Origin of the sequence: Kocuria sp. CPCC 205235 (assembly GCF_040980905.1) — a bacterium.
GTDB lineage: Bacteria > Actinomycetota > Actinomycetes > Actinomycetales > Micrococcaceae > Kocuria > Kocuria carniphila.
Genome location: NZ_JAVKPR010000005.1, coordinates 18,770 through 37,936, shown reverse-complemented (window position 1 = coordinate 37,936; position 19,167 = coordinate 18,770). Strand labels below are relative to the sequence as shown.

At 67.7% G+C, this 19,167-nt stretch carries 20 protein-coding genes; 15 read left to right on the top strand and 5 right to left on the bottom strand.

Annotation, left to right across the window (positions count from 1 at the left end; translation table 11 throughout):
- Positions 1-129: 129 nt before the first annotated feature.
- Positions 130-774, top strand: a complete 645-nt coding sequence (locus RF638_RS05265; protein ID WP_368841552.1) for a DNA cytosine methyltransferase — start codon at positions 130-132, stop codon at positions 772-774.
- A gap of 26 nt (positions 775-800) precedes the next feature.
- Positions 801-1,022: a hypothetical protein gene (locus RF638_RS05260; protein WP_259915529.1), complete on the top strand. Its 222-nt coding sequence runs from the start codon at positions 801-803 to the stop codon at positions 1,020-1,022.
- A 102-nt stretch (positions 1,023-1,124) separates the two neighbouring features.
- Here the strand turns inward: RF638_RS05260 and RF638_RS05255 are convergent, their stop codons facing one another.
- The 3 genes from RF638_RS05255 to RF638_RS05245 all read right to left on the bottom strand — a co-directional run bounded on the left by RF638_RS05255 (position 1,125) and on the right by RF638_RS05245 (position 2,977).
- On the bottom strand, positions 1,125-1,745 hold the full coding sequence (locus RF638_RS05255; RefSeq protein ID WP_259915530.1) for a CueP family metal-binding protein: 621 nt from the start codon (positions 1,743-1,745) through the stop codon (positions 1,125-1,127).
- Positions 1,746-1,818: 73 nt separating this feature from the next.
- On the bottom strand, positions 1,819-2,409 hold the full coding sequence (locus RF638_RS05250; RefSeq protein ID WP_368841551.1) for a DUF305 domain-containing protein: 591 nt from the start codon (positions 2,407-2,409) through the stop codon (positions 1,819-1,821).
- A 109-nt stretch (positions 2,410-2,518) separates the two neighbouring features.
- Positions 2,519-2,977, bottom strand: a complete 459-nt coding sequence (locus tag RF638_RS05245) for a DUF6153 family protein (RefSeq protein ID WP_259915536.1) — start codon at positions 2,975-2,977, stop codon at positions 2,519-2,521.
- 177 nt (positions 2,978-3,154) lie between these two features.
- Between RF638_RS05245 and RF638_RS05240 the strand changes: the two genes are divergently transcribed.
- Positions 3,155-4,474, top strand: coding sequence for an MFS transporter (locus RF638_RS05240; RefSeq protein WP_259915538.1), 1,320 nt, complete (start codon positions 3,155-3,157; stop codon positions 4,472-4,474).
- A gap of 81 nt (positions 4,475-4,555) precedes the next feature.
- Here RF638_RS05240 and RF638_RS05235 read toward each other — a convergent pair whose 3' ends face one another.
- Positions 4,556-5,725 carry an NAD(P)/FAD-dependent oxidoreductase gene (locus RF638_RS05235; RefSeq protein WP_259915540.1) on the bottom strand — a complete coding sequence of 390 codons (1,170 nt, stop codon included), beginning with the start codon at positions 5,723-5,725 and terminating at the stop codon, positions 4,556-4,558.
- Positions 5,722-6,369: a TetR/AcrR family transcriptional regulator gene (locus tag RF638_RS05230; protein ID WP_259915543.1), complete on the bottom strand. Its 648-nt coding sequence runs from the start codon at positions 6,367-6,369 to the stop codon at positions 5,722-5,724. The genes RF638_RS05235 and RF638_RS05230 overlap by 4 nt, the downstream gene beginning before the upstream one ends.
- A gap of 162 nt (positions 6,370-6,531) precedes the next feature.
- On the opposite strand from RF638_RS05230, the gene RF638_RS05225 reads away from it, so the two are divergent.
- From RF638_RS05225 to RF638_RS05170, 12 genes are all read left to right on the top strand, one after another.
- Positions 6,532-8,094, top strand: coding sequence for an MFS transporter (locus RF638_RS05225; protein ID WP_259915545.1), 1,563 nt, complete (start codon positions 6,532-6,534; stop codon positions 8,092-8,094).
- 59 nt (positions 8,095-8,153) lie between these two features.
- Complete coding sequence (locus tag RF638_RS05220; protein WP_259915547.1) at positions 8,154-8,366, top strand: heavy-metal-associated domain-containing protein; 213 nt, start codon at positions 8,154-8,156, stop codon at positions 8,364-8,366.
- Between the two features lies 1 nt (position 8,367).
- A complete protein-coding gene (locus RF638_RS05215) occupies positions 8,368-9,378 on the top strand; it encodes a heavy-metal-associated domain-containing protein (protein ID WP_259915548.1) in 1,011 nt (336 codons plus the stop codon).
- On the top strand, positions 9,368-11,689 hold the full coding sequence (locus RF638_RS05210) for a cation-translocating P-type ATPase (protein ID WP_259915549.1): 2,322 nt from the start codon (positions 9,368-9,370) through the stop codon (positions 11,687-11,689). Before RF638_RS05215 ends, RF638_RS05210 begins: the two co-directional genes overlap by 11 nt.
- 37 nt (positions 11,690-11,726) lie before the next feature.
- Positions 11,727-11,996: a YHS domain-containing protein gene (locus tag RF638_RS05205; protein ID WP_259915550.1), complete on the top strand. Its 270-nt coding sequence runs from the start codon at positions 11,727-11,729 to the stop codon at positions 11,994-11,996.
- 105 nt (positions 11,997-12,101) lie between these two features.
- Positions 12,102-14,276 (top strand): heavy metal translocating P-type ATPase, encoded by a 2,175-nt coding sequence (locus RF638_RS05200; protein ID WP_259915551.1) that lies wholly within the window; start codon positions 12,102-12,104, stop codon positions 14,274-14,276.
- Positions 14,277-14,318: 42 nt separating this feature from the next.
- Positions 14,319-14,633, top strand: coding sequence for a metal-sensitive transcriptional regulator (locus tag RF638_RS05195; RefSeq protein ID WP_259915552.1), 315 nt, complete (start codon positions 14,319-14,321; stop codon positions 14,631-14,633).
- A gap of 192 nt (positions 14,634-14,825) precedes the next feature.
- Complete coding sequence (locus RF638_RS05190) at positions 14,826-15,755, top strand: helix-turn-helix domain-containing protein (protein ID WP_259915553.1); 930 nt, start codon at positions 14,826-14,828, stop codon at positions 15,753-15,755.
- A 215-nt stretch (positions 15,756-15,970) separates the two neighbouring features.
- Positions 15,971-17,215, top strand: coding sequence for an ImmA/IrrE family metallo-endopeptidase (locus RF638_RS05185; RefSeq protein ID WP_259915554.1), 1,245 nt, complete (start codon positions 15,971-15,973; stop codon positions 17,213-17,215).
- Positions 17,148-17,978, top strand: coding sequence for a bifunctional DNA primase/polymerase (locus tag RF638_RS05180; RefSeq protein ID WP_259915592.1), 831 nt, complete (start codon positions 17,148-17,150; stop codon positions 17,976-17,978). The genes RF638_RS05185 and RF638_RS05180 overlap by 68 nt, the downstream gene beginning before the upstream one ends.
- Positions 17,975-18,778, top strand: a complete 804-nt coding sequence (locus RF638_RS05175; RefSeq protein WP_259915556.1) for a DUF2637 domain-containing protein — start codon at positions 17,975-17,977, stop codon at positions 18,776-18,778. The genes RF638_RS05180 and RF638_RS05175 overlap by 4 nt, the downstream gene beginning before the upstream one ends.
- Positions 18,775-19,161, top strand: a complete 387-nt coding sequence (locus RF638_RS05170; protein ID WP_259915558.1) for a hypothetical protein — start codon at positions 18,775-18,777, stop codon at positions 19,159-19,161. Before RF638_RS05175 ends, RF638_RS05170 begins: the two co-directional genes overlap by 4 nt.
- Positions 19,162-19,167 lie beyond the last annotated feature (6 nt).

Here is a 19,167-nt window from a genome sequence, read left to right as displayed (position 1 = left end):
TCGAATATGCCACACGCGGGGAGACGATCTGGTTCTCCGAGATCAACGACCCCTCCATCCGCATCTTCGCCCCGCCACTGGCCGGGCATCCCGAATCTCGGAGACATCTCCGCCGTGGAATGGACGACGGTGCCACCGGTAGACGTGCTCATCGGCGGGTTCCCCTGCCAGGACGTCTCGACCGTCGGCAAGGGCGCCGGCCTCGCACCCGGCACCCGCTCCGGGCTGTGGTCGCACATGGCGGCCGCGATCGACGCGCTGCAACCCGAGCTCGTCGTCATCGAGAACGTCCGAGGCCTGCTCTCCGCATCCGCAATCCGCCCCGCCATGGAAGGAGCAACCCCCGATGCACGCAACCCAGACGATGCAACCAGCGAGCCTGCAACCGCCGTTCGCAACCTGGAACCCGACCCGTGGCTGCTGGGAGACGAGCCAACGCGACCTCTTCGGGCGCACGGAGCCGTACTCGGGGATCTGGCCGACCTCCGGAGAACTGCACGATGGATCGGCCTACCGGCGTCACTGGCCGGCCCACCGCATCACCGGTTCCGGGTCTTCATCACCGCCTACCGCGAGGACGCTGTTCCGGACGCCGCTGGCCTCGGACTCCTCGCGCGGCGGCGAGACCCTGGATCAGGTACGGGCACGGCGGGGCACGATCGCCCTGAGCCATCAAGTGATCGACCTCGCCCTGCACGGACCGCATGGCTCGCCCACCAGCTGGAACGAGTCGGAGACCCTGTTCGCTCTAGTCGAGGACATCTTCACCGCTAGGGGCGATACGCCCACGCCATCGCCCGATGGGAGCACATTACCCAACGAGCAGCCCCGCCCCCGCGATCCTGAACGAGGAGAAAGGCCCCCGCCCGGCACCAGAGTTCGTCGAATGGCTCATGGGCCTGCCCGCGGGCTGGGTCACCGACCCAGAACACGGCCTGACCGTAAACCAGCAGAACACTGCCCTGGGTAACGGCGTCCTATCTCTCCAAGCTGTCGTCGCCCTCGACGCACTACAAGCGTAAACCGTGAGCGCAGAGGGCCGAGGCGAACCGGCGGTGGGACTGCAATAGGCAGCCTGAGGAAGGGGTCGCAACCCGGTGTCGAGTTACGACTCCTTCCTGCTGTCAGGTCAGCTGGAGAGTGGTGATGCAGGTCGCGTCGTCATCGTTCATCGTGGAGATCGTCTCGGTTCCCGACTGGCCTTCATGTTCAATGGTGAGGGTTGCTTCGATGCCGCGGGGCACCCAGATGCCGACGAAGCCGTTGTCGTAGATCTGCCGCACCTCGTCAACGAGCACATCACCGTCATCGCCGGTGAGGGTGACCTGAACCTCGGCATTTGCCAGCTCACCGAGGCAAGTGGTCAGGCTGTGGAAGTAGCAATCGTGGGTTTGGGTCAGGTAAGGGGCGACCGAGATGTACACCTCGTCTTCGGGCATCGGCAATTGTGTTTCGCGTTCTTGATCGTCGGTGAGGACGAGCGCATCCGGCTGAACGGATGCGATCAGGCCGGTGGGGCGATCGGCGACCGGCATGGTGTCGAGGCGTTCGATGACCTGCGCGGCGTCGAGGCCAGCTAGATCATGAGTCGCCAGGAAGCCACCGTCGACTGATTGGCCGTCGGCCGTGGGCGACGCGGGTTCAGGCGAGGACGAGGTGGCGCATCCGGAGAGAACGAGGGCCGAGATGAGCGTTGCACAGGCGACGATGATGAGCTTCCGTCGCGGCGTGGCGGGGTGAGTCATGCCGTAATCCTTCAAAGAATGTGGGCGGGTCGGTACCGGGCGCGCTCGCCACGGCACCGACCCTGATGGTCGATCAGAGGGTGGCGAGGAGGTCTTGCATCTCCTGGATCTCGGTGGTCTGTGCGTCGATGATCGTCTGTGCGAGCTCGACAGCATCGGGGTTGCTGCCGTCATCGACCTGCGTCTGGGCCATCTCGACCGCTCCCTCGTGATGGACGATCATCTGCTCCAGGAACAGGCGCGACGCCTCGGCGCCGTCCGCCGATTCGAGGGCCGCGAGGTCGTCCTCGGTCATCATCCCGTCGCCGTGGTCCATCCCGTCCATCTGGTGTTCCTCGGGGTCGGCGCCCCAGTCGTCCAGCCAGCCCTGGAGCTGCTCGATCTCAGGACCTTGGGCAGCCTTGATCGCCTCGGCCAGCTCGATCACTTCGGGGTGGACGCCGTCCTTGGCGAGGACAATGTCGCTCATCTCGATGGCCTGCTCGTGGTGGACGATCATCATCGAGGCGAACATCACGTCCGCGTCGTTGGCGTCAGCTGCCTGCTCGGACGCACCGTGGTCCATGCCCGGCATCGAGTCGTCTTCGCTCCCGGCCGAGCAGCCGGCCAGCACGAGGGCAGCGGAAAGGGCGATCGCGGCGGTCGCCGCGGTACGAAACTTCATGAGTGTTCTCCAATGTCAACAGTCGCTTCGGTGACGCGGCACCCGGGAGGGTGCCGCGTGTCTGGGAGGGAACCGTCGGCGCTCGGTGCGCGCCGGGTTCACCCCTCCATCACGTGCGACTGATACAGAGAACGTGCAACGACGGTGCCCGAGACAAACGCCTGTCGATGGAACGTGCCACGAACAACGGCCGGGGCGCGAGGTGCATCCATCCAGGCAGAAGCCGAGGCGGCACGAGGAGAAGCAGGACGAGCAGCAATGCGAGCACGCAGGCCATCGCCATACTCAGATGAGCGCCGCCCCCACAGTCCGTACATGTGCCACCGAGGTCACTGGCTGTTCCTCCGGACTCATGCGTGCCCGCAGCGAGGTGATGCGCCTCGTCGGCATCTGTGGCGGAAACCGACATGGCCGCGGGCGCGTGAGCAACCGGCGTGCCGTGCAGGTTCAGCGTGTGCATGGCCAGCAGGCCGGTGACAACCGCGGCCACCAGCACGCCGCCCAGCAGCACACGCCGGAAGAGGCTCCGAAGACCCTTCCCTTGTTGCACAGCTGCCACCGACACCATGTGGCCTAGTTTACGGGCTCGTCGGGCAGCTCCGGAGACCGGGACCACGGGCGCCAGATGACCCCGCGTCGCCGGCGAGCACACATCCTCATGTCAATTCGACCCGAGCTCCGGGAATACCCCCTGGGGGTATTAGGTTGGGAATGGTGAGGTGTTCAAGAGGGTCAGGAGATATCGATGCGCTTGTTCGCGATCCGCGACTTCCGTCGTTTGTTCAGTGCGCAGATCATCGCGCTGTTCGGTACGGGGCTGGCTACCGTCGCCCTCGGCCTGCTCGCTTACGAGCTCGCCGGCCCGAGTGCGGGGGCAGTGCTTGCGACGGCGCTGACTATCAAGATGATCATGTACGTGTTGATCGCTCCGTTGGCTGCGGCCTATGCCGACCGGCTCCCGAGGCGGACGTTCCTCACTCTGCTAGACGTGGTGCGCGCATTGGTGGTGCTCGCGTTGCCGTTCGTCACGGAGATCTGGCAGATCTACGTCCTCATCGGTGTGCTGCAGGCGGCGTCGGCGGCATTCACGCCGACGTTCCAGGCGGTCATCCCCGATATCGTGCCCGAGGAATCCGACTACACCCGGGCGCTGTCCGCGTCGCAGGTGGCGTACACGATGGAGAGCCTGCTCAGCCCGGTGCTGGCGGCCATTGCCCTGACGTTCATGACGTTCAACTGGTTGTTCGTCGGCACATCGGTGGGTTTCGTGGTCTCCGCCGCCCTGGTGCTCTCGACTCGCATCCCCAACGCGGCCCCGAGTGGTCAGGCGGGCGCGTGGAACCGGGTCACCTCGGGCGTGAAGGTCTTCTTCGCGACTCCTCGTCTGCGCGGCGTGATGGCGCTGAACGTGGTGGTCGCCGCGGCCGGGTCGATCGTGGTGGTCAATACGGTCAACTACGTCCGCGATCAGCTTGGTGGTTCCCAGGCCGACGTCGCCTGGATGCTCGCGGCTTCTGGCGGTGGCACGCTGCTGGTCGCCCTGTTCCTGCCTCGCGTGCTCGACCGGATCGCCGAGCGGATCGTCATGATGACCGGTGCCATCGTGCTGCTCGCCGGAGTGGTGGCCGCCGTCACGATGACCGCCACCCAGGCGGCGTCCTGGATGATCACGGCACCGATCTGGGTGGTCATCGGCGGCGGCATGGCCTTGATCGTGACTCCCACCGGACGCGTCATCCGAGGTTCAGTCGCGAAGAACGAACTCCCGGCTGCCTTCGCGGCACAGTTCTCGCTGTCTCACCTGGCCTGGCTCGTCACGTACCCGATCGCGGGATGGGTCGGCACCGCGTCCGGGTTCACTCCGGCCTGGTCGATCCTCGCTGCTCTCGCGATCGCCGGGGCCATCGCGGCACAGGTGCTGTGGCCTCGCGAAAAGAAGACGGAGACCGTCGAGGACGGTGCTGGCGCCGAAACTTCGATGGGCGACCTGGCACTACGCGATGAGATCGAAGCCGCCGAAGGCACCCTCGCGGCATCCCAGTGCGCCTGCGTGCGCACTGCATAAAGCACATAGGCGGCGGATGGAGCGATGGTTCTGCCCGCCGCCGTGTGGTGCTCGCGGTGGTGCGGCGATCCGGCCTGTGGATCAGGAGCGGGTCGGCGCCCGCTGGTGCAGGAGGGGTATCCAGTCGCGGACGAGGCCGGCGGCGTCGATCCCGGTGAGTGCGACGGGGATATCCCCGAGGTAGTGGGCCGTGAGCAGTGGGTCGGTGGAGACGATTCGTGTGCTCGTGCCCAGTGCCGGGTGACCGACGCCGGTGAGGGTATGCCCGTGGATGCGTGCAGAGAACGCCGAGGACGGTAGGTAAATGCCGGGGTCGTCGGCCAGGCCGACGTCGTGCAAGAGGGCTCTGGCGGCGTGGATGCCCTGGGCGACCGAGTCATCCCAGTGATCGACTCGGTACGAGCCGTGGCGGGGATAGTGGTGCACGGCGACGCCGCCGGCGGCGTAGATGCGCTGGCGAGGCGTGTGTAGCGAGCGTAGGTGGTCATCGACGGGGATGCCGTTGGGGCCGGTCCAGGGGGCGGGGGCGGCGGGTAGGGTGCCGTGGGCGACGATCGCCAGGTCTCCTTCGACTCGCGGGCCGTCATCGAGCACGACGGTGATGCGGTCGGCGTGGCTACGGATCGCTGTCGGCGTGCGTCCGAGGTAGGCGGCATGCTGAGGCAGATGCAGGTCGAGGAGTCGTCGGGCCGCATGTTCGCCGATCCCGCCGGCACCAGGAAGGAGAGCCCGGGCAATGAGGGCGACATCGTGTCCGGCGTCAGTGAGGAGCGAGGCGGTCTCTGATGCGACGAGCCCTCCACCGAGAATCAGCACACGAGCCGTGCGGGCGGTCGCGAGCACGTCGCGGACCCGGACGGCATCCGCGATCGAGTGCAGTGTGGTGAGCCGTCCCGCGTTGAGAGCCTGGTCTCGTCCGAGGATCGTCTCGTCGAGGGTGCGCGGCCGGCTGCCGCTGGTAATGATGAGCGCGTCGTAGGTGCGCGACTTCCCGGAGTCGAGGTGTACATCCCGGCTCCGAGGGTCGATGCCGCGCACCGTATCGGCGATCACCTCCGCACCCGTGGGCGGCAGAGTGGTCTGAGCGGGTTCGAGGAGGCCGATGGCCACGCCCTTGTTCACTAGCGTCCGGTTGTGGGGCTGTTCGCCACTGCGGGTGAAGAGCTCGATGTCGATGTCAACCTCCGAGGCCTGCAAGGTCTTCGCGGCGGAGGTTCCGGCCGCGCCCGCGCCGATAATCCCGACCTTCATCGTGCTCTCCCCTCGGGGGCTATCGCTGTGAAGGCCGGCAGCAGGATCGCGTCGATGAACCACGGCGCGTCGTCAGGGTCGATCCGGCCGGTGCGCACTTCCTCGGCCGCGCCATTCATCACCACGTGCGTGGTGGTCAGCAGCCAGGACACGGGCAGGTCGGCGCGGAAGGCGCCTTCGCGCTGGCCGCGCAGCAGCAGGCCGCGCATGCGGGCCTCAGCTTTCTCGTGCATCTCGCGGATGCGTGCCGCGGGGAGCTCTTTCTGCGCGGCGGCGAGCAGTGCGCGGGACTGATCGACCAGGACCCAGCTGGAGGCGACGAGCCGTCCGAAGGCCTCGCGTGCATCCCCGTCCAGGGGCACCTCACGCAGCACCTCCTCGCCGCGTTCGAGGCTGTCCACCAGTGCGGCCTCGATGAGCTCGGCGCGAGTTTGGAAGTGACCGTACAGGGTGACGCGTCCCACGCCGGCCTCGGCGGCGATATCGGCGACTGAGGCGTCGGGGTTCTTGCGGATCGCCGTCACCGTCGCGGCCAGGATCTTCGCCCGGTTGCGCTGGGCATCGGCGCGCTGGTTGGCCGCCCGGTTCGCTGTCGCCGGGCCGCGCCGAGGACCGCCGGCCGCCTGGGCCTTCTTCGTCGGCATACTCCACCTCTCAACTCGTACGGGAATGTATGAGATAGTGTAGCTGTTACAACCTGTACACCGATGACCGAGTTACGGTGTCGCCGCCCGACTCGGCGGCGGGACAGAGGAGAGGAGCGAGACGGCCATGAGCGCGACACACACGATCACAGGGGGTGCGACATGAGCGACACGAGCACTCCGGTCCCCAAGGCAGGGGCGAAGCAGTGGTGGGGTCTAGCGATCTTGGTGATCCCCTCGACCCTGCTGTTCATGATGCTGACCATCCTGTTCTTGGCCGCTCCGAACCTCGCCGCGGACCTGAACCCGACGAGCACCCAGCTGCTGTGGATCCTCGACATTTACGGCTTCGTGATGGCCGGCTTCTTGGTCGCGATGGGTGTGCTCGGCGACCGGGTGGGCAAGCGGCTGCTGATGGTGATCGGCGCGATCTTGTTCGCCGCGGTCTCCATCGCGGCTTCCTTGACCACGATCCCTGAGCTGATGATCGTCTGGCGTGCCGTCCTCGGACTGGCCGCGGCGATGATGGTGCCGGCAACGATCGGCCTGATCTTCGTGCTCTTCGCCGACGCGAAGCAGCGTGGAGTCGCGATCGGCGTCTGGGCCGGCGGCATCTCCGCGGGCGTGGCCCTCGGCCCACTGCTCAGCGGCCTGCTCCTGGAGAGCTTCGGCTGGCAGGCGACCTTCCTGGTGGCGGTGCCAATCATGGCGATCGTCGCGATCGGCGCCCCGCTGCTCGTGCCCGAACACCGCGACCCGTCGGCGAAGATCGACTTGTTCAGCGCCCTGCTGCTGGTCGGTGGCCTGCTCGCGATCATCTACGGCATCAAGCGCTTCGCCGCCCAGGAGCCCGCATTGCCCTCGATCGGCCTGCTCGTCGTGGGCGCGCTAATCGGACTGTGGTTCGTGATCCGGCAGTTGCGCGCCAAGCAGCCCCTGCTGGATGTGCGCCTTTTCGCCAACCGCACCGTCAGCGGAGCACTCGCCGTGTTCCTGCTCTCGGCGGCAGCACTGGGCGGGGTGTACTCGCTGTTCACCCAGTACCTCCAGCACGTGCAGGGCCTCTCGCCACTCCAGGCCGGGCTGGCGATCCTGCCCGCCGCAGCGGTACTGATCGTCGTTTCCACGCTCTCTCCGGTGCTCGCAAGAAAGTTCCGTCCAGGGAACGTGATCGCGATCGGCCTGCTCACACAGGTCGTCGGCTACATCCTGTTCACCCAACTCGACGCCGGAACGGGCCTCGCGCTGGTGATCGCGAGTTTCGTCATCACCTACCCCGGCGTCGCGCCCTCGATGGCACTGACCACCGACCTCGTAGTGAGCTCGGTGCCACCGGAGAAGACCGGCGGCGCCTCGGGGCTCGCGACCACCGCGAACGACCTGGGCATCTCGCTCGGAATCGCAGTGATCGGCAGCGTCGGCATCGCCACCTACCGCAACCACATCGACGGAAACCTGCCCGAAGGGCTCTCCCCGGAGGCGACGGCAGCCGCCTCGGACAGCATCGACGGCGCACTCGCGACGGCACCAGAACTGCCCGGCGCGCTGGGTGAGCAGCTCGTGAGCGCCGCACAGGCAGCCTTCGCGGGCGGAATGAACATGGCCGCGATTGTCTCGGCCGTCATCGCCGGAGTGGCAGCGATCATCGCCGCGACCCGCCTGCGCCATATCCGCCCCACCGGCGAAGCGCAGCAGCCCACCGAAGAAGAAGTTCACACTAAGTAGGAATACCCCCATGGGGTATAACGTTGAAGAAGTCATACACAAGTGAAGGAGTTTGGATCATGACCACGACGACCGAGTACCAGGTGACCGGAATGAGCTGCGGTCACTGCGAAACCGCGATCCGCGCCGAGGTCTCCGAGATTCCCGGTGTGACCGACATCGACGTCAGCGCCCAGACGGGACGCCTGACCGTCACCGCCGAGCAGCCGGTGGACGACGCCGCGGTGATCGCCGCGGTCGATGAGGCCGGCTACGCGGCCGCGAGGAGCTGAGATGAAGGCGCCTGCACGGCTGGGCCTGTACGGGCTGGTCCTCGTAGTCGTGTTCGCCGTAGCTGGATTCACGGCGAACGCGGTCATCCCCGAGGAAACCGTGCAGAGCTGGGCAGAAGACACCGCAAACAACACGCACCATGAGGAAGGAGACGCCATGAACGGCGACGAGCATGAAGGACATAACGCCGGCACATCGTCGCTGGGCCTGGGCCTCGCGCAGGACGGCTACCAGCTCACCGCGGTGACCGCACCGACTGCCACTGGCACGGAGGGCGAGCTGGCGCTTACCGTCACCGGCCCCGACAGGAACCCGGTCACGGACTTCGACCTGGAGCACGAGAAGGAGTCGCACCTGATCGTCGTCCGCGCAGACGGGCAGCACTTCCGCCACGTCCACCCGCAGATGAACGATGACGGCACCTGGACGGTCCCCTGGCAGTGGGAGGCTGCGGGCTCCTACCGGGTCTTCGCGGACTTCGTCCCCGCCGAGATCGGGGAGGGCATCACGCTCTCGACCTCGGTACAGGTGGCCGGCGACTTCGATCCTGTACCGGCCGAACCGGCTACGACAACCAGCGTGGACGGCTTCGACGTCAGTGTCGAAGGTGACCTCGTCGCGGGCTCCACATCGGAGCTGACCATGACCGTCACCCGTGATGGCGAGCCGGTCACCGGGCTGGAGCCCTACCTGGGCGCGTTCGGGCACCTGGTCGCGCTGCGCGACGGCGACCTCGCCTACCTGCACGTCCACCCGCACGGAGACGCGCCGCAGGCCGGCGAGACCTCCGGGCCGCAGATCGTCTTCGAGGCGACCGCACCGACCGACGGCCGATACCTGCTGTATCTGGACTTCCAGGTCGACGGACAGGTGCACACCGCACCGTTGGTGCTCGACACCACAACCGATACCGGCGCGGGTAACAACCACACCGCCCCCTCCGACCAGCCCTCCGATACCGAACCGGGCACCGGGGATGAGCATGAGGAAGGAGCAGACCATGGCCACTGAGAACACCAGTACGGGTGTCGCCGGGATCGAGTTGCAGATCGGCGGCATGACCTGCGCCTCGTGCGCGAACCGGATCGAGAAGAAGCTCAACAAGCTCGACGGCGTGACCGCGAGCGTCAACTACGCGACCGAGAAGGCCAGCGTCACCGGCACCGACCTCGACGCGGCTGCACTGATCGCCGAGGTCGAGAAGACCGGCTACACCGCCGTCCTCCCGAAGCCCGCGAAGGGATCCGGCGAAAGCTCGGACGAAGAGGGCGAATCCGCCGAGGACGCCGAGCTGCGCACGCTGCGACAGCGACTCATCGGGTCGGCGGTGCTCGCGGTGCCGGTCATCGCGATGGCGATGATCCCCGCCTTGCAGTTCGACTACTGGGGCTTTGCCTCCCTCGCCCTCGCCGCCCCCGTCGTGGTGTGGGCAGGGTGGCCGTTCCACAAGGCCGCCTGGATGAACCTCAAACACGGCGCGGCGACGATGGACACCCTCATCTCGGTCGGCACCACCGCGGCAATGATCTGGTCGATCATCGCGCTGTTCTTCGGCACCGCGGGCGACCGCGGCGTGGTCCACCCCTTCGAATTCACCATCTCGCGCTCCGACGGCCTCGGGCACATCTATCTCGAAGTCGCCGCCGGCGTGATCACCTTCATCTTGCTCGGCCGCTACTTCGAGAAGCGCTCCAAACGCCGCGCCGGCGCAGCCCTCCGCGCACTGCTGGAGCTTGGCGCGAAGGAAGTCTCCGTGCTCCGGAACGGGCAGGAAGAGCGAGTCTCCATCGACGAGCTGACCGTGGGTGATGAGTTCGTCGTCCGGCCCGGCGAGAAGATCGCTACCGATGGCACCATCACTTCCGGCAACTCCGCGATCGACGCTTCCATGCTCACCGGCGAATCCGTGCCCGTCGAGGTCTCCGAGGGCGATGCCGTCACCGGCGCGACCGTGAACGCCGGCGGCCGCCTGGTGGTCAAGGCCACCCGCGTCGGCTCGGACACCCAGCTGGCCCAGATGGCGAAGATGGTCGAGGACGCGCAGTCGGGCAAGGCCGAGATCCAGCGCCTCGCCGACCGCGTCTCCGGCGTCTTCGTGCCCATCGCCATCGCGGTCGCCGTCGCGGCCCTCGGTGCCTGGATCGGGGCGGGCTTTCCGCTTTCGGCGGGGTTCACGGCTGCGGTCGCGGTGCTGATCATCGCCTGCCCCTGCGCGCTCGGCCTCGCGACGCCGACGGCGCTGCTGGTGGGCACCGGGCGCGGCGCGCAGATGGGCGTGCTCATCAAGGGCCCCGAGACTCTGGAATCGACTCGCAGGGTCGACACGATCGTGCTGGACAAGACCGGCACCGTCACCACCGGCAAGATGACGCTGACCGACGTGATCACCGCGGACGGCGTGGATCGGGCCGAGCTGCTGCGCGTCGCCGGCGGACTGGAGGACTACTCCGAGCATCCCATCGCGCAGGCGATCGCCGCCGGAGCCACGTCCGAGGTGGGCGATCTGCCTGCCCCCGAGTCGTTCGAGAACATCGAGGGCAAGGGCGTGCAGGGCGTCATCGACGGGCACGCGGTCGTCGCCGGTCGCGAGTCGCTGCTGGCGGACTGGTCGATCCACCTCGATGAGGATCTCCGGGCCGCGAAGCAGGCGGCGGAGTCCGAGGGCAAGACCGCGATCGCCGTCGGCTGGGACGGCGCCGCGCGCGGTGTGATGGTCGTCTCCGATCAGATCAAACCCACCAGTGCGCAGGCGATCGCCCAGTTCAAGGAGCTGGGGCTGACCCCGGTGCTGCTGACCGGTGACAACCGAGCCGTGGCCGAGCAGGTCGCCGCCGAGGTCGGCATCGAACAGGTGATCGCCGAGGTGCTGCCCAAGGACAAGGTCGACGTCGTCGCCCGGCTCCAGGGCGAGGGCAAGGTCGTGGCGATGGTCGGCGACGGCGTCAACGACGCCCCCGCTCTCGCGCAGGCCGACCTCGGCCTGGCCATGGGCACCGGCACCGATGTGGCGATCGAGGCCGCCGATATCACCCTCGTGCGCGGCGACCTGCGCGCCGCCGCGGACGCGATCCGGCTCGCGCGGCGCACTTTGCGGACGATCAAAACGAACCTGTTCTGGGCCTTCGCCTACAACACCGCCGCGATCCCACTCGCCGCCTTCGGGCTCCTCAACCCGATGCTCGCCGGCGCGGCCATGGCCCTGTCGTCCGTGTTCGTCGTCTCCAACAGTCTGCGGCTGCGGACCTTCAAGGCCCGCGCGGACGATACCAGCGCTCCGGCACCCGCCGGACCGGCACCGGCCCGCGAGCCGGTGAACGCCTGACCCCATCCGTCATCGACACAACACGAAAGGAAACACGATGACTGCACATGAGAACCTGAACCTGACCGAGGCCTCCGCCAGCGGCGGGAGCTGCTGCGGCCACACACCCAGTGCGGAGGCCATCGCGCACACCCCGGCCGAGGAGATGACCGAATGCAAGGTGATGGCCAGCACCCCGGTCGTCAAGGCGCAGGCGGAGGAAGCCGGCCTCTATCGCGACTACCAGGGCCAGCGGTACTGGTTCTGCTGCGCCGCCTGCGGCCCCCTGTTCGACGCCGATCCCGACCGCTACGCGAACGCCGCCTAACGGCATCTGGTTCCGCGCTCCCGTCGACTCGGCTCGCACGGGAGCGCGGAGCCGTCGCCCGGCCTCAGCCCATGGCCAGAGGCGCTGAACGAAGGAGATGAGACCATGAGCAACGATCCCTCGACGCGATCGGACGCGCACGCCGAGCACGCGCATCACCACGAGCATGAGCCGCACGCCGGCCACCACGATCATCACCAGGGTCACGGCGAGGCTCCTGGCCCCCACGTCGATCATGATGCCCACGCGGGCCATGCCGGACACGCCGGGAACGGTCATGGCCATGCCGGTCATGGCGATCACGTCGGTCAGTTTCGCCGTTTGTTCTGGATCATGCTCGCGCTCGCCGTGCCGGTCGTGGGTTTCAACGATATGTTCGCCCATCTCGTCGGCTACCATCTGCCCGAAGCCGCGTGGGTCTGGTGGGTGTCGCCTGTGCTGGGCACGGTCATCTACTTCTGGGGAGGCTGGCCCTTCCTCACCGGAGGGCTGAGCGAGATCCGCTCCCGCAAGCCCGGGATGATGCTGCTCATCGCGCTGGCGATCACGGTCGCGTTCCTCGCGTCCTGGGGCGCGAGCCTGCACATCCTTCACCACGAGCTGAACTTCTGGTGGGAGCTGGCGCTGCTGGTGGTCATCATGCTGCTCGGCCACTGGATCGAGATGCGCTCGCTCGCCCAGACCACCTCCGCGCTGGACTCGCTGGCGGCGTTGCTCCCTGACGAGGCCGAGAAGATTGACGGCGACGAGGTGGTCAAGATCGCTCCCACCGATCTGACCGTCGGTGACGTGGTGATCGTCCGTCCTGGCTCGTCGGTACCCGCCGATGGGCGGATCGTCGACGGGTCGGCATCGATGGACGAGTCGATGGTCACCGGCGAGTCTAAGACGGTGCGTCGGGAGGCCGGCGACCAGGTGGTTGCCGGCACCGTGGCCACCGATTCGGGGCTGCGCGTCGAGGTCACCGCGACCGGAGACGACACCGCTCTCGCGGGCATTCAGAAGCTCGTCGCCGATGCCCAAGCATCCTCGTCGCGCGCCCAGCGGATCGCCGACACCGCGGCCGCGTGGCTGTTCTGGTTCGCCCTGGGAGCAGCACTGATCACCGCTGCCATCTGGTCCCTCGTCGGGCTGCCGGATACTGCCGTGGTCCGTACGATCACGGTGCTGGTCATCGCCTGCCCTCACGCGCTTGGTCTGGCGATCCCATTGGTGGTGTCCATCGCGACCGAACGAGCCGCCCGCGGCGGAGTGCTCATCAAGGATCGTCTCGCGCTGGAGTCCATGCGCACCGTCGACGCGGTGTTGTTCGACAAGACCGGTACCCTGACCAAGGGCGAGCCGACGGTCACGGCCATCGATTCCGCCGGCAGCCGAACCGAAGATGAAGTGCTGGCCCTGGCCGCCGCCGCGGAGTCAGACAGCGAGCACCCGCTCGCTCGCGCCATCGTCGGAGCGGCCCGCACCCGAGGACTCGCAGTGGCCGCAGCCTCCGACTTCGCCTCCTCCCCGGCAGTCGGTGTCAAGGCCACCGTCGATGGAACGGTCATCGAGGTCGGCGGTCCTTATCTGCTCGACCAGCACCAGCAGGACGAGCTCCCCATCGCTGACACCTGGCGAGAAGAGGGTGCGATCATCCTGCACGTCCTCGCCGACGGGGACGTCATCGGCGCCCTGCGACTGGCCGACGAAATCAGACCCGAATCCCGCGAGGCCGTCGACGCACTGCACGCCGCCGGGGTACAGGTCGTGATGATCACCGGCGACGCGCAGGCCGTCGCTGACACGGTCGCGCAGGATCTCGGCATCGACCGCGTCTTCGCTGGAGTCCGACCGGAAGACAAAGCCGCCAAGGTCGCCGAGCTCCAGGACGAGGGCCGTAAGGTCGCCATGGTCGGTGACGGCGTCAACGACGCTCCCGCGCTCGCCCAAGCAGATGTCGGTATCGCCATCGGCGCAGGCACAGACGTGGCGATCGGATCGGCTGGCGTCATTCTGGCATCCTCGGACCCGCGGTCGGTGCTGTCGGTCATCGAGCTCTCCCGAGCGACGTTCCGGAAGATGAAGCAGAACCTGTGGTGGGCCGCTGGTTACAACCTCCTCTCCGTCCCGTTGGCCGCAGGCATTCTCGCCCCGATCGGGTTCGTGCTGCCGATGAGCATCGGCGCGATCCTCATGTCTGCCTCGACCGTGGTCGTCGCCCTCAACGCGCAACTGCTGCGCCGACTCGACCTCACCCCGCAAGCCAGCACGACCAGAGTCCTCGATCGCTCCGCATGAGCGTCGGTCGGTCGAACCGTATCCGTTAGGAGGTCGCTCACCATGGACACCCCAGCCATTGCCACCGCACCGGTGGCTCACGGCTACATCACCGAGAAGGAACGCTATCTCGCGAGGCTCCGACGCATCGAGGGGCAGGCCCGCGGTATCCACCGCATGGTCAACGAGGATGCCTACTGCATCGACATCCTCACCCAGATCAGCGCGATCACCTCTGCTCTGGAAAACGTCGCTCTCGGCCTGCTCGATGACCACCTCCAACACTGCGTCGCCGGAGCGATTCAGGACGACGGTGCTGAGGCTGACGCGAAGCTCAAAGAAGCTTCCGACGCCATCGCCAGACTCGTCAAGTCCTGAGGAGGACACATATGAGTATCATCGCCAGCGCCCTACGGTCGGCCCGAGATTCGAGCGAAATCAGCGTCTCGGTGAGTCGCTGCTGCGACGCGATGAGATGGGTGATCACCGCGACCACGAGGTCGCGCAAGAGTCGCCGATAAACGGTCGGCCATGTCTCCGTCCCGGGTTCACGAGAGCGCTGAGACCGACATGGCATCCTACGACCCCTTGATCGCTCGGACACACACCATCCATCAGCCGATTGGCCCCGTCGCCTACGACTGCGTGAAGCTCATCGTCGTCCGCTCCGGGTCAGCGATCCTGTTCAGCGAGTTCGGAGAGCGGCCCGTCAAGGTCGGCGACGTCATCCTCCTCGGTGCGAATGTGCTGTGCAGCAGCGAACCAGAAGGTCACGTCACGGTCACGGCGATCTATGCCGACACCGACTTTCTGCTGGATCAGTTGTTCTGGCAATACGTGGGAGTGCTTCGTGACCGCCTCGACGCGCAAGGGTTCGCCGACACGATCTACACCGAACCTGCCCAGGTGCTCCGTATCGGGGAGGACCGGGCGGGATTGTTGATGCCCTGGCTGGACGAGCTCGTCGCGCTCAGCGTCGATGGTGTCTACCGGGAGAGGTTCCATCGGATGCAGGCGCTGTGGCATGCGGTCATCGACCAAATCGCGCCGTTCATCCGTATCTCGCCATATCGGACCTCGCCGAACCAGCGGGCACGGGTCAGACCGACTCTGCCCCGTGATCGCCGGTTCGCGCCGCTACGCTCCGAAGCGCGGCAGGTGCGCGATGTTCTGCGCGGTGACATTGCTCGGTACTGGGAGTTGCCGGAGTTGGCTGGGATGGTGCATCTGTCCCCGAAGCAGCTCGCACGGGTGTTCGTGGACGCCTACGGAAAGACGCCGTTGACCTATCTCACGATGCTCCGGGTCGAGGAGCTGGCCCGCCTGCTGCGCGAGACAGACCTGACGATCGAGCAGGCCGGCCGGCGGGTCGGCTGGCGGTCCCGCAACCGCGCGTCGGCGGCCTTCCGCGAGTGCGTCGGGATCACGCCGAGCCGGTACCGGGCGATGCGATCCGCGGGCAGCAGCATGCACACGAATGAGACATCGGTGCCCACCTAAACGACTCCATCCCGGGCCGGCGCGCCCACGGCGGCGGTTTCGTTGATATCCCGTTGTTCTACGTCAGGTGCCTCCGAGTTCCTGCCGGCCAACTTACCGCTCCATTCGTTCGCTGACCGTCTCGACACTCTCCGGATACACCTGGCTCACCTCGCAGGTGCAAGACCAACCGCCCACACCCCCTGGTGGCTGGTCTACCGGGAGGAGGCCGAACGATGGCGACGAGGGAAGAGGCCCGCCAGAAGCGGGAAGAGAAGCTCGACGAGCTGCACGAGAAGCTCACCGGTGCGGTCGAGCAGCTCGTCACGGGCGAGGACTGGGCTGACGCGCTCCGCTTCGCCGCCCGGTTCCGGTCCCGCAGCTTCAACAACGTCCTGCTGATCTGGGAGCAGCATCAGGCGGCGTTCGAGCAGGGGCGGGTGCCCGAGCCGTTCCCGACCTATGTCGCCGGGTACAAGCAGTGGCAGCAGCTCGGCCGGCAGGTCGAGAAGGGCCAGCCGGGGTATCAGATCCTTGCTCCGGTCACGGGGCGGTTCGCGTCGGCGAACCCGTCGGACCCGGCGTCCTGGTATCGCCTGAATCGGGGTGAGAAGCCAAAGCCGGGCGAGGTGGTGCGCTCGCGGATGGTCGGCGTGCGCCCCGCCTACGTCTGGGATGCCTCCCAGACCGCCGGTGATCCGATCCCCGACGCGCCGTCGCCGGTGCTGTTGAAGGGCGAAGCCCCCGACAGGCTGTGGGACGGTCTGGCACAGCAGGTGCGGGCTGCCGGGTTCGAGCTGATGCGGGTGCCGCATGAGGGGATGATCCGCGGCGCGAACGGTCTGACGGTTTTCGAGGCGAAGACGGTCGCGGTGCGGGAGAACATGGACCCCGTCGCCCAGGTCAAAACCCTCGCCCACGAGCTCGCGCATGTGGTAATGCACGACCCCAGCCAGGAGGATGCCCGTCAGCATCGCGGGATCGGGGAGGTCGAAGCCGAGTCCGTCGCGCTGATGATCGGCGCCGCCCACGGAATGGACACCACCGGGTACACGATCCCGTACGTGGCCGGGTGGGCCGCGAACGTGGACGGCAAGGAACCGGTCGAGGTCGTCAAAGCGACCGGTGAGCGGGTGCGGAAGACCGCCGCGGGGATTCTCGACCTGCTCGACACCGTGCAGGTGCCCGACGGCGCCCCGCCGGGCCTTGACCGTGATGCGCCGCGGCCTGTGCGTTCGAAGGAGCGCAGCGCGGCGACGGTTTTGGAGCCAGAGCCCAGCCGAGCCCCGGAGCCGCGCGTGCACGGGGGTTGTGATGGCTGCCCGGACCGCGTTCACGACCGCTCTCGCCGGGCTCGCCCCGAATGCGCCGTTGCCGATTGCGGCGCGATTGTTCGCGCAGGCGGGGGTGCCGGTGTTTCCGTGCGCGCCGGGCGGGAAGAACCCGTTCACCGAGCATGGCTTCCACGACGCCACTGCTGACCTCCGTCAGGTGGAGTCGTGGTGGCGGCGGTTCCCGGCGGCGAACATCGGAATGCCCACCGGCGCTGCCTCCGGCGTGGTGGTCGTGGATGTCGACGTGCACAGCGTCGACGGCTACGAGGCGTTCCGTCGGGCACGTCAGGCGGGGCTAGTGCACGGGTGGGAGGCGCTGGTGCGCTCGCCCACCGGCGGCCTGCACGTCTACTACCCGGCCGCCCTCACGAGTGAGCAGCCGTCGTGGCAGGCGGGGCGTGCGGGGATCGACTTCCGTGGAGATCGCGGTTACATCATCGTGCCGCCGTCTCGCCGCCTCATCGACGGCGAGACGGCCCTGTACCGTCTCGCGTCGCTGAGTCCGACGCCGGGCCGGGCGTTGGACGCGGCAGCGCTCCGGACGTTCCTGGACCCGCCGCGCCCGCCCCGCTGGCTCCCCAAGCGGGGATCCTCGGTGGGGCGGGCCGATCCGTTGAAGCTCGCGAAGTGGCTGGGCGGTGAGCGCACGGATCGCAACCACAAGTTGTTCTGGGCGTCCTGCGTGCTCGCCGAGGAAGGCGTGCCATACCGGGATGCGCTCGATGCGATGCTCACCGTCACTCAGCCTGACTTCGGGCAGCGCGAGATCGCCCGCACCGTCGCGTCCGGCTACAAACGCATCCACGGCGACACACCCCGCCCCAGAGGAGCCGACGCGGCACGAACCGATCCCGCCAATGATCTCGATGTAGTGGCTGAGGGGCGTGTTCCGGCGAGGGGGCTGCGATGAACCCTCAGGAGCGTCGCAGGTGGGCGGTGGTCACGGCCGCTTCGGGCACCGTGCTCATCGGGGCGGGTGCGTTCTGGTTGAGCTTCACCGCGCTGGCCGATCTCGCCGTGCGGTCGGGCATCGCGGCTGGGCAGGCGTGGATCTGGCCGCTGCTGGTGGACGGGCTGATCGTGGTCGCCACGGTCGCCGTCGTCGCCCTCGACGGACACCGGACGGCCTGGTATCCCTGGGCGTTGCTGATTGCGGGCGCGCTGGTGTCGGTGACTGCGAACGCGGCCCACGCTCTCGTCACCGCCGACGCGACCGTGCCCGGCGTCCTCGCCGCGACGGTCGCCGCCGTCCCGCCCTTGGTGCTCCTGGCCTCCACGCATCTCACGGTCGTCCTCATCCGCTCCACCCGTGTTGCCGATGTACCGGCCGAGTCGCCGGTTCCCGTGCTGTTCCCGGCGGCCAGCTCCGAGGCTGAGGCTCCCGACCGGCCGGCTTCGGAAACGCTGGCGCTGGCGGAGCCGGCGGAGACCGAGGAGATCACCGCCCCAGTCGTGCACGAGCCGGTCGCGTCCGAGCCTACTGAGGCCGATGCGCCCGAGGTCGGTGTGAGGCGGCGGGAGCCGGCGGCCCGGTTGCGGGGTGAGGGGTGGTCGAACAAGCAGATCGCCCGCGCCATGGGCGTGCATCCCTCGACCGTGGGCCGGTGGCTACCACGCCCACCCGACCCCGACCCGCGGGGATCGCGTGAGTCGTCCGACCCGAGAGGGGTCGGCATCCCATCCGATCAGTCTGAGGAGGAATCATCATGAACGCCGAACCGCATCCGCACGACCCCCAGCAGAACCGGCCGCCCGATCCGTCCCCGACACCGGAGCGGCCCGAGGTGTCGGCGGTGATGGCGCCGGAGGCGATCCAGGCTGCCGATGTCGTCCGCGACCAGCAAGCCGAGCTGGCCACCGAGAAGCCGGCGCGTGGGGTCGACTGGGTGCGCCCGTCGGATCTGATGGCGCGGGCCGGCGGTGCCCTATCGCGGCGCGGGATCGACTTCCAAGCCGACCTCGCACTCCGTGCCAGGGCCGGTATCGCCACCGGCGCGAAGCACCTTACTGCGTCCGCGAAGCGGTTGCCGCCGCTGTCCGCGTTCGGGCGAGACGAGCCCACGGTCGAGGCGCGCGGCCTGGGACGGGGATGAGGCGGG

Coding starts and splice junctions, on each gene's coding strand:
- RF638_RS05260 (WP_259915529.1), top strand. CDS start 801: ATGGGAGCACATTACCCAACGAGCAGCCCCGCCCCCGCGATCCTGAAC.
- RF638_RS05255 (WP_259915530.1), bottom strand. CDS start 1,745: ATGACTCACCCCGCCACGCCGCGACGGAAGCTCATCATCGTCGCCTGT.
- RF638_RS05250 (WP_368841551.1), bottom strand. CDS start 2,409: ATGAAGTTTCGTACCGCGGCGACCGCCGCGATCGCCCTTTCCGCTGCC.
- RF638_RS05245 (WP_259915536.1), bottom strand. CDS start 2,977: ATGGTGTCGGTGGCAGCTGTGCAACAAGGGAAGGGTCTTCGGAGCCTC.
- RF638_RS05240 (WP_259915538.1), top strand. CDS start 3,155: ATGCGCTTGTTCGCGATCCGCGACTTCCGTCGTTTGTTCAGTGCGCAG.
- RF638_RS05235 (WP_259915540.1), bottom strand. CDS start 5,725: ATGAAGGTCGGGATTATCGGCGCGGGCGCGGCCGGAACCTCCGCCGCG.
- RF638_RS05230 (WP_259915543.1), bottom strand. CDS start 6,369: ATGCCGACGAAGAAGGCCCAGGCGGCCGGCGGTCCTCGGCGCGGCCCG.
- RF638_RS05225 (WP_259915545.1), top strand. CDS start 6,532: ATGAGCGACACGAGCACTCCGGTCCCCAAGGCAGGGGCGAAGCAGTGG.
- RF638_RS05220 (WP_259915547.1), top strand. CDS start 8,154: ATGACCACGACGACCGAGTACCAGGTGACCGGAATGAGCTGCGGTCAC.
- RF638_RS05215 (WP_259915548.1), top strand. CDS start 8,368: ATGAAGGCGCCTGCACGGCTGGGCCTGTACGGGCTGGTCCTCGTAGTC.
- RF638_RS05210 (WP_259915549.1), top strand. CDS start 9,368: ATGGCCACTGAGAACACCAGTACGGGTGTCGCCGGGATCGAGTTGCAG.
- RF638_RS05205 (WP_259915550.1), top strand. CDS start 11,727: ATGACTGCACATGAGAACCTGAACCTGACCGAGGCCTCCGCCAGCGGC.
- RF638_RS05200 (WP_259915551.1), top strand. CDS start 12,102: ATGAGCAACGATCCCTCGACGCGATCGGACGCGCACGCCGAGCACGCG.
- RF638_RS05195 (WP_259915552.1), top strand. CDS start 14,319: ATGGACACCCCAGCCATTGCCACCGCACCGGTGGCTCACGGCTACATC.
- RF638_RS05190 (WP_259915553.1), top strand. CDS start 14,826: ATGGCATCCTACGACCCCTTGATCGCTCGGACACACACCATCCATCAG.
- RF638_RS05185 (WP_259915554.1), top strand. CDS start 15,971: ATGGCGACGAGGGAAGAGGCCCGCCAGAAGCGGGAAGAGAAGCTCGAC.
- RF638_RS05175 (WP_259915556.1), top strand. CDS start 17,975: ATGAACCCTCAGGAGCGTCGCAGGTGGGCGGTGGTCACGGCCGCTTCG.
- RF638_RS05170 (WP_259915558.1), top strand. CDS start 18,775: ATGAACGCCGAACCGCATCCGCACGACCCCCAGCAGAACCGGCCGCCC.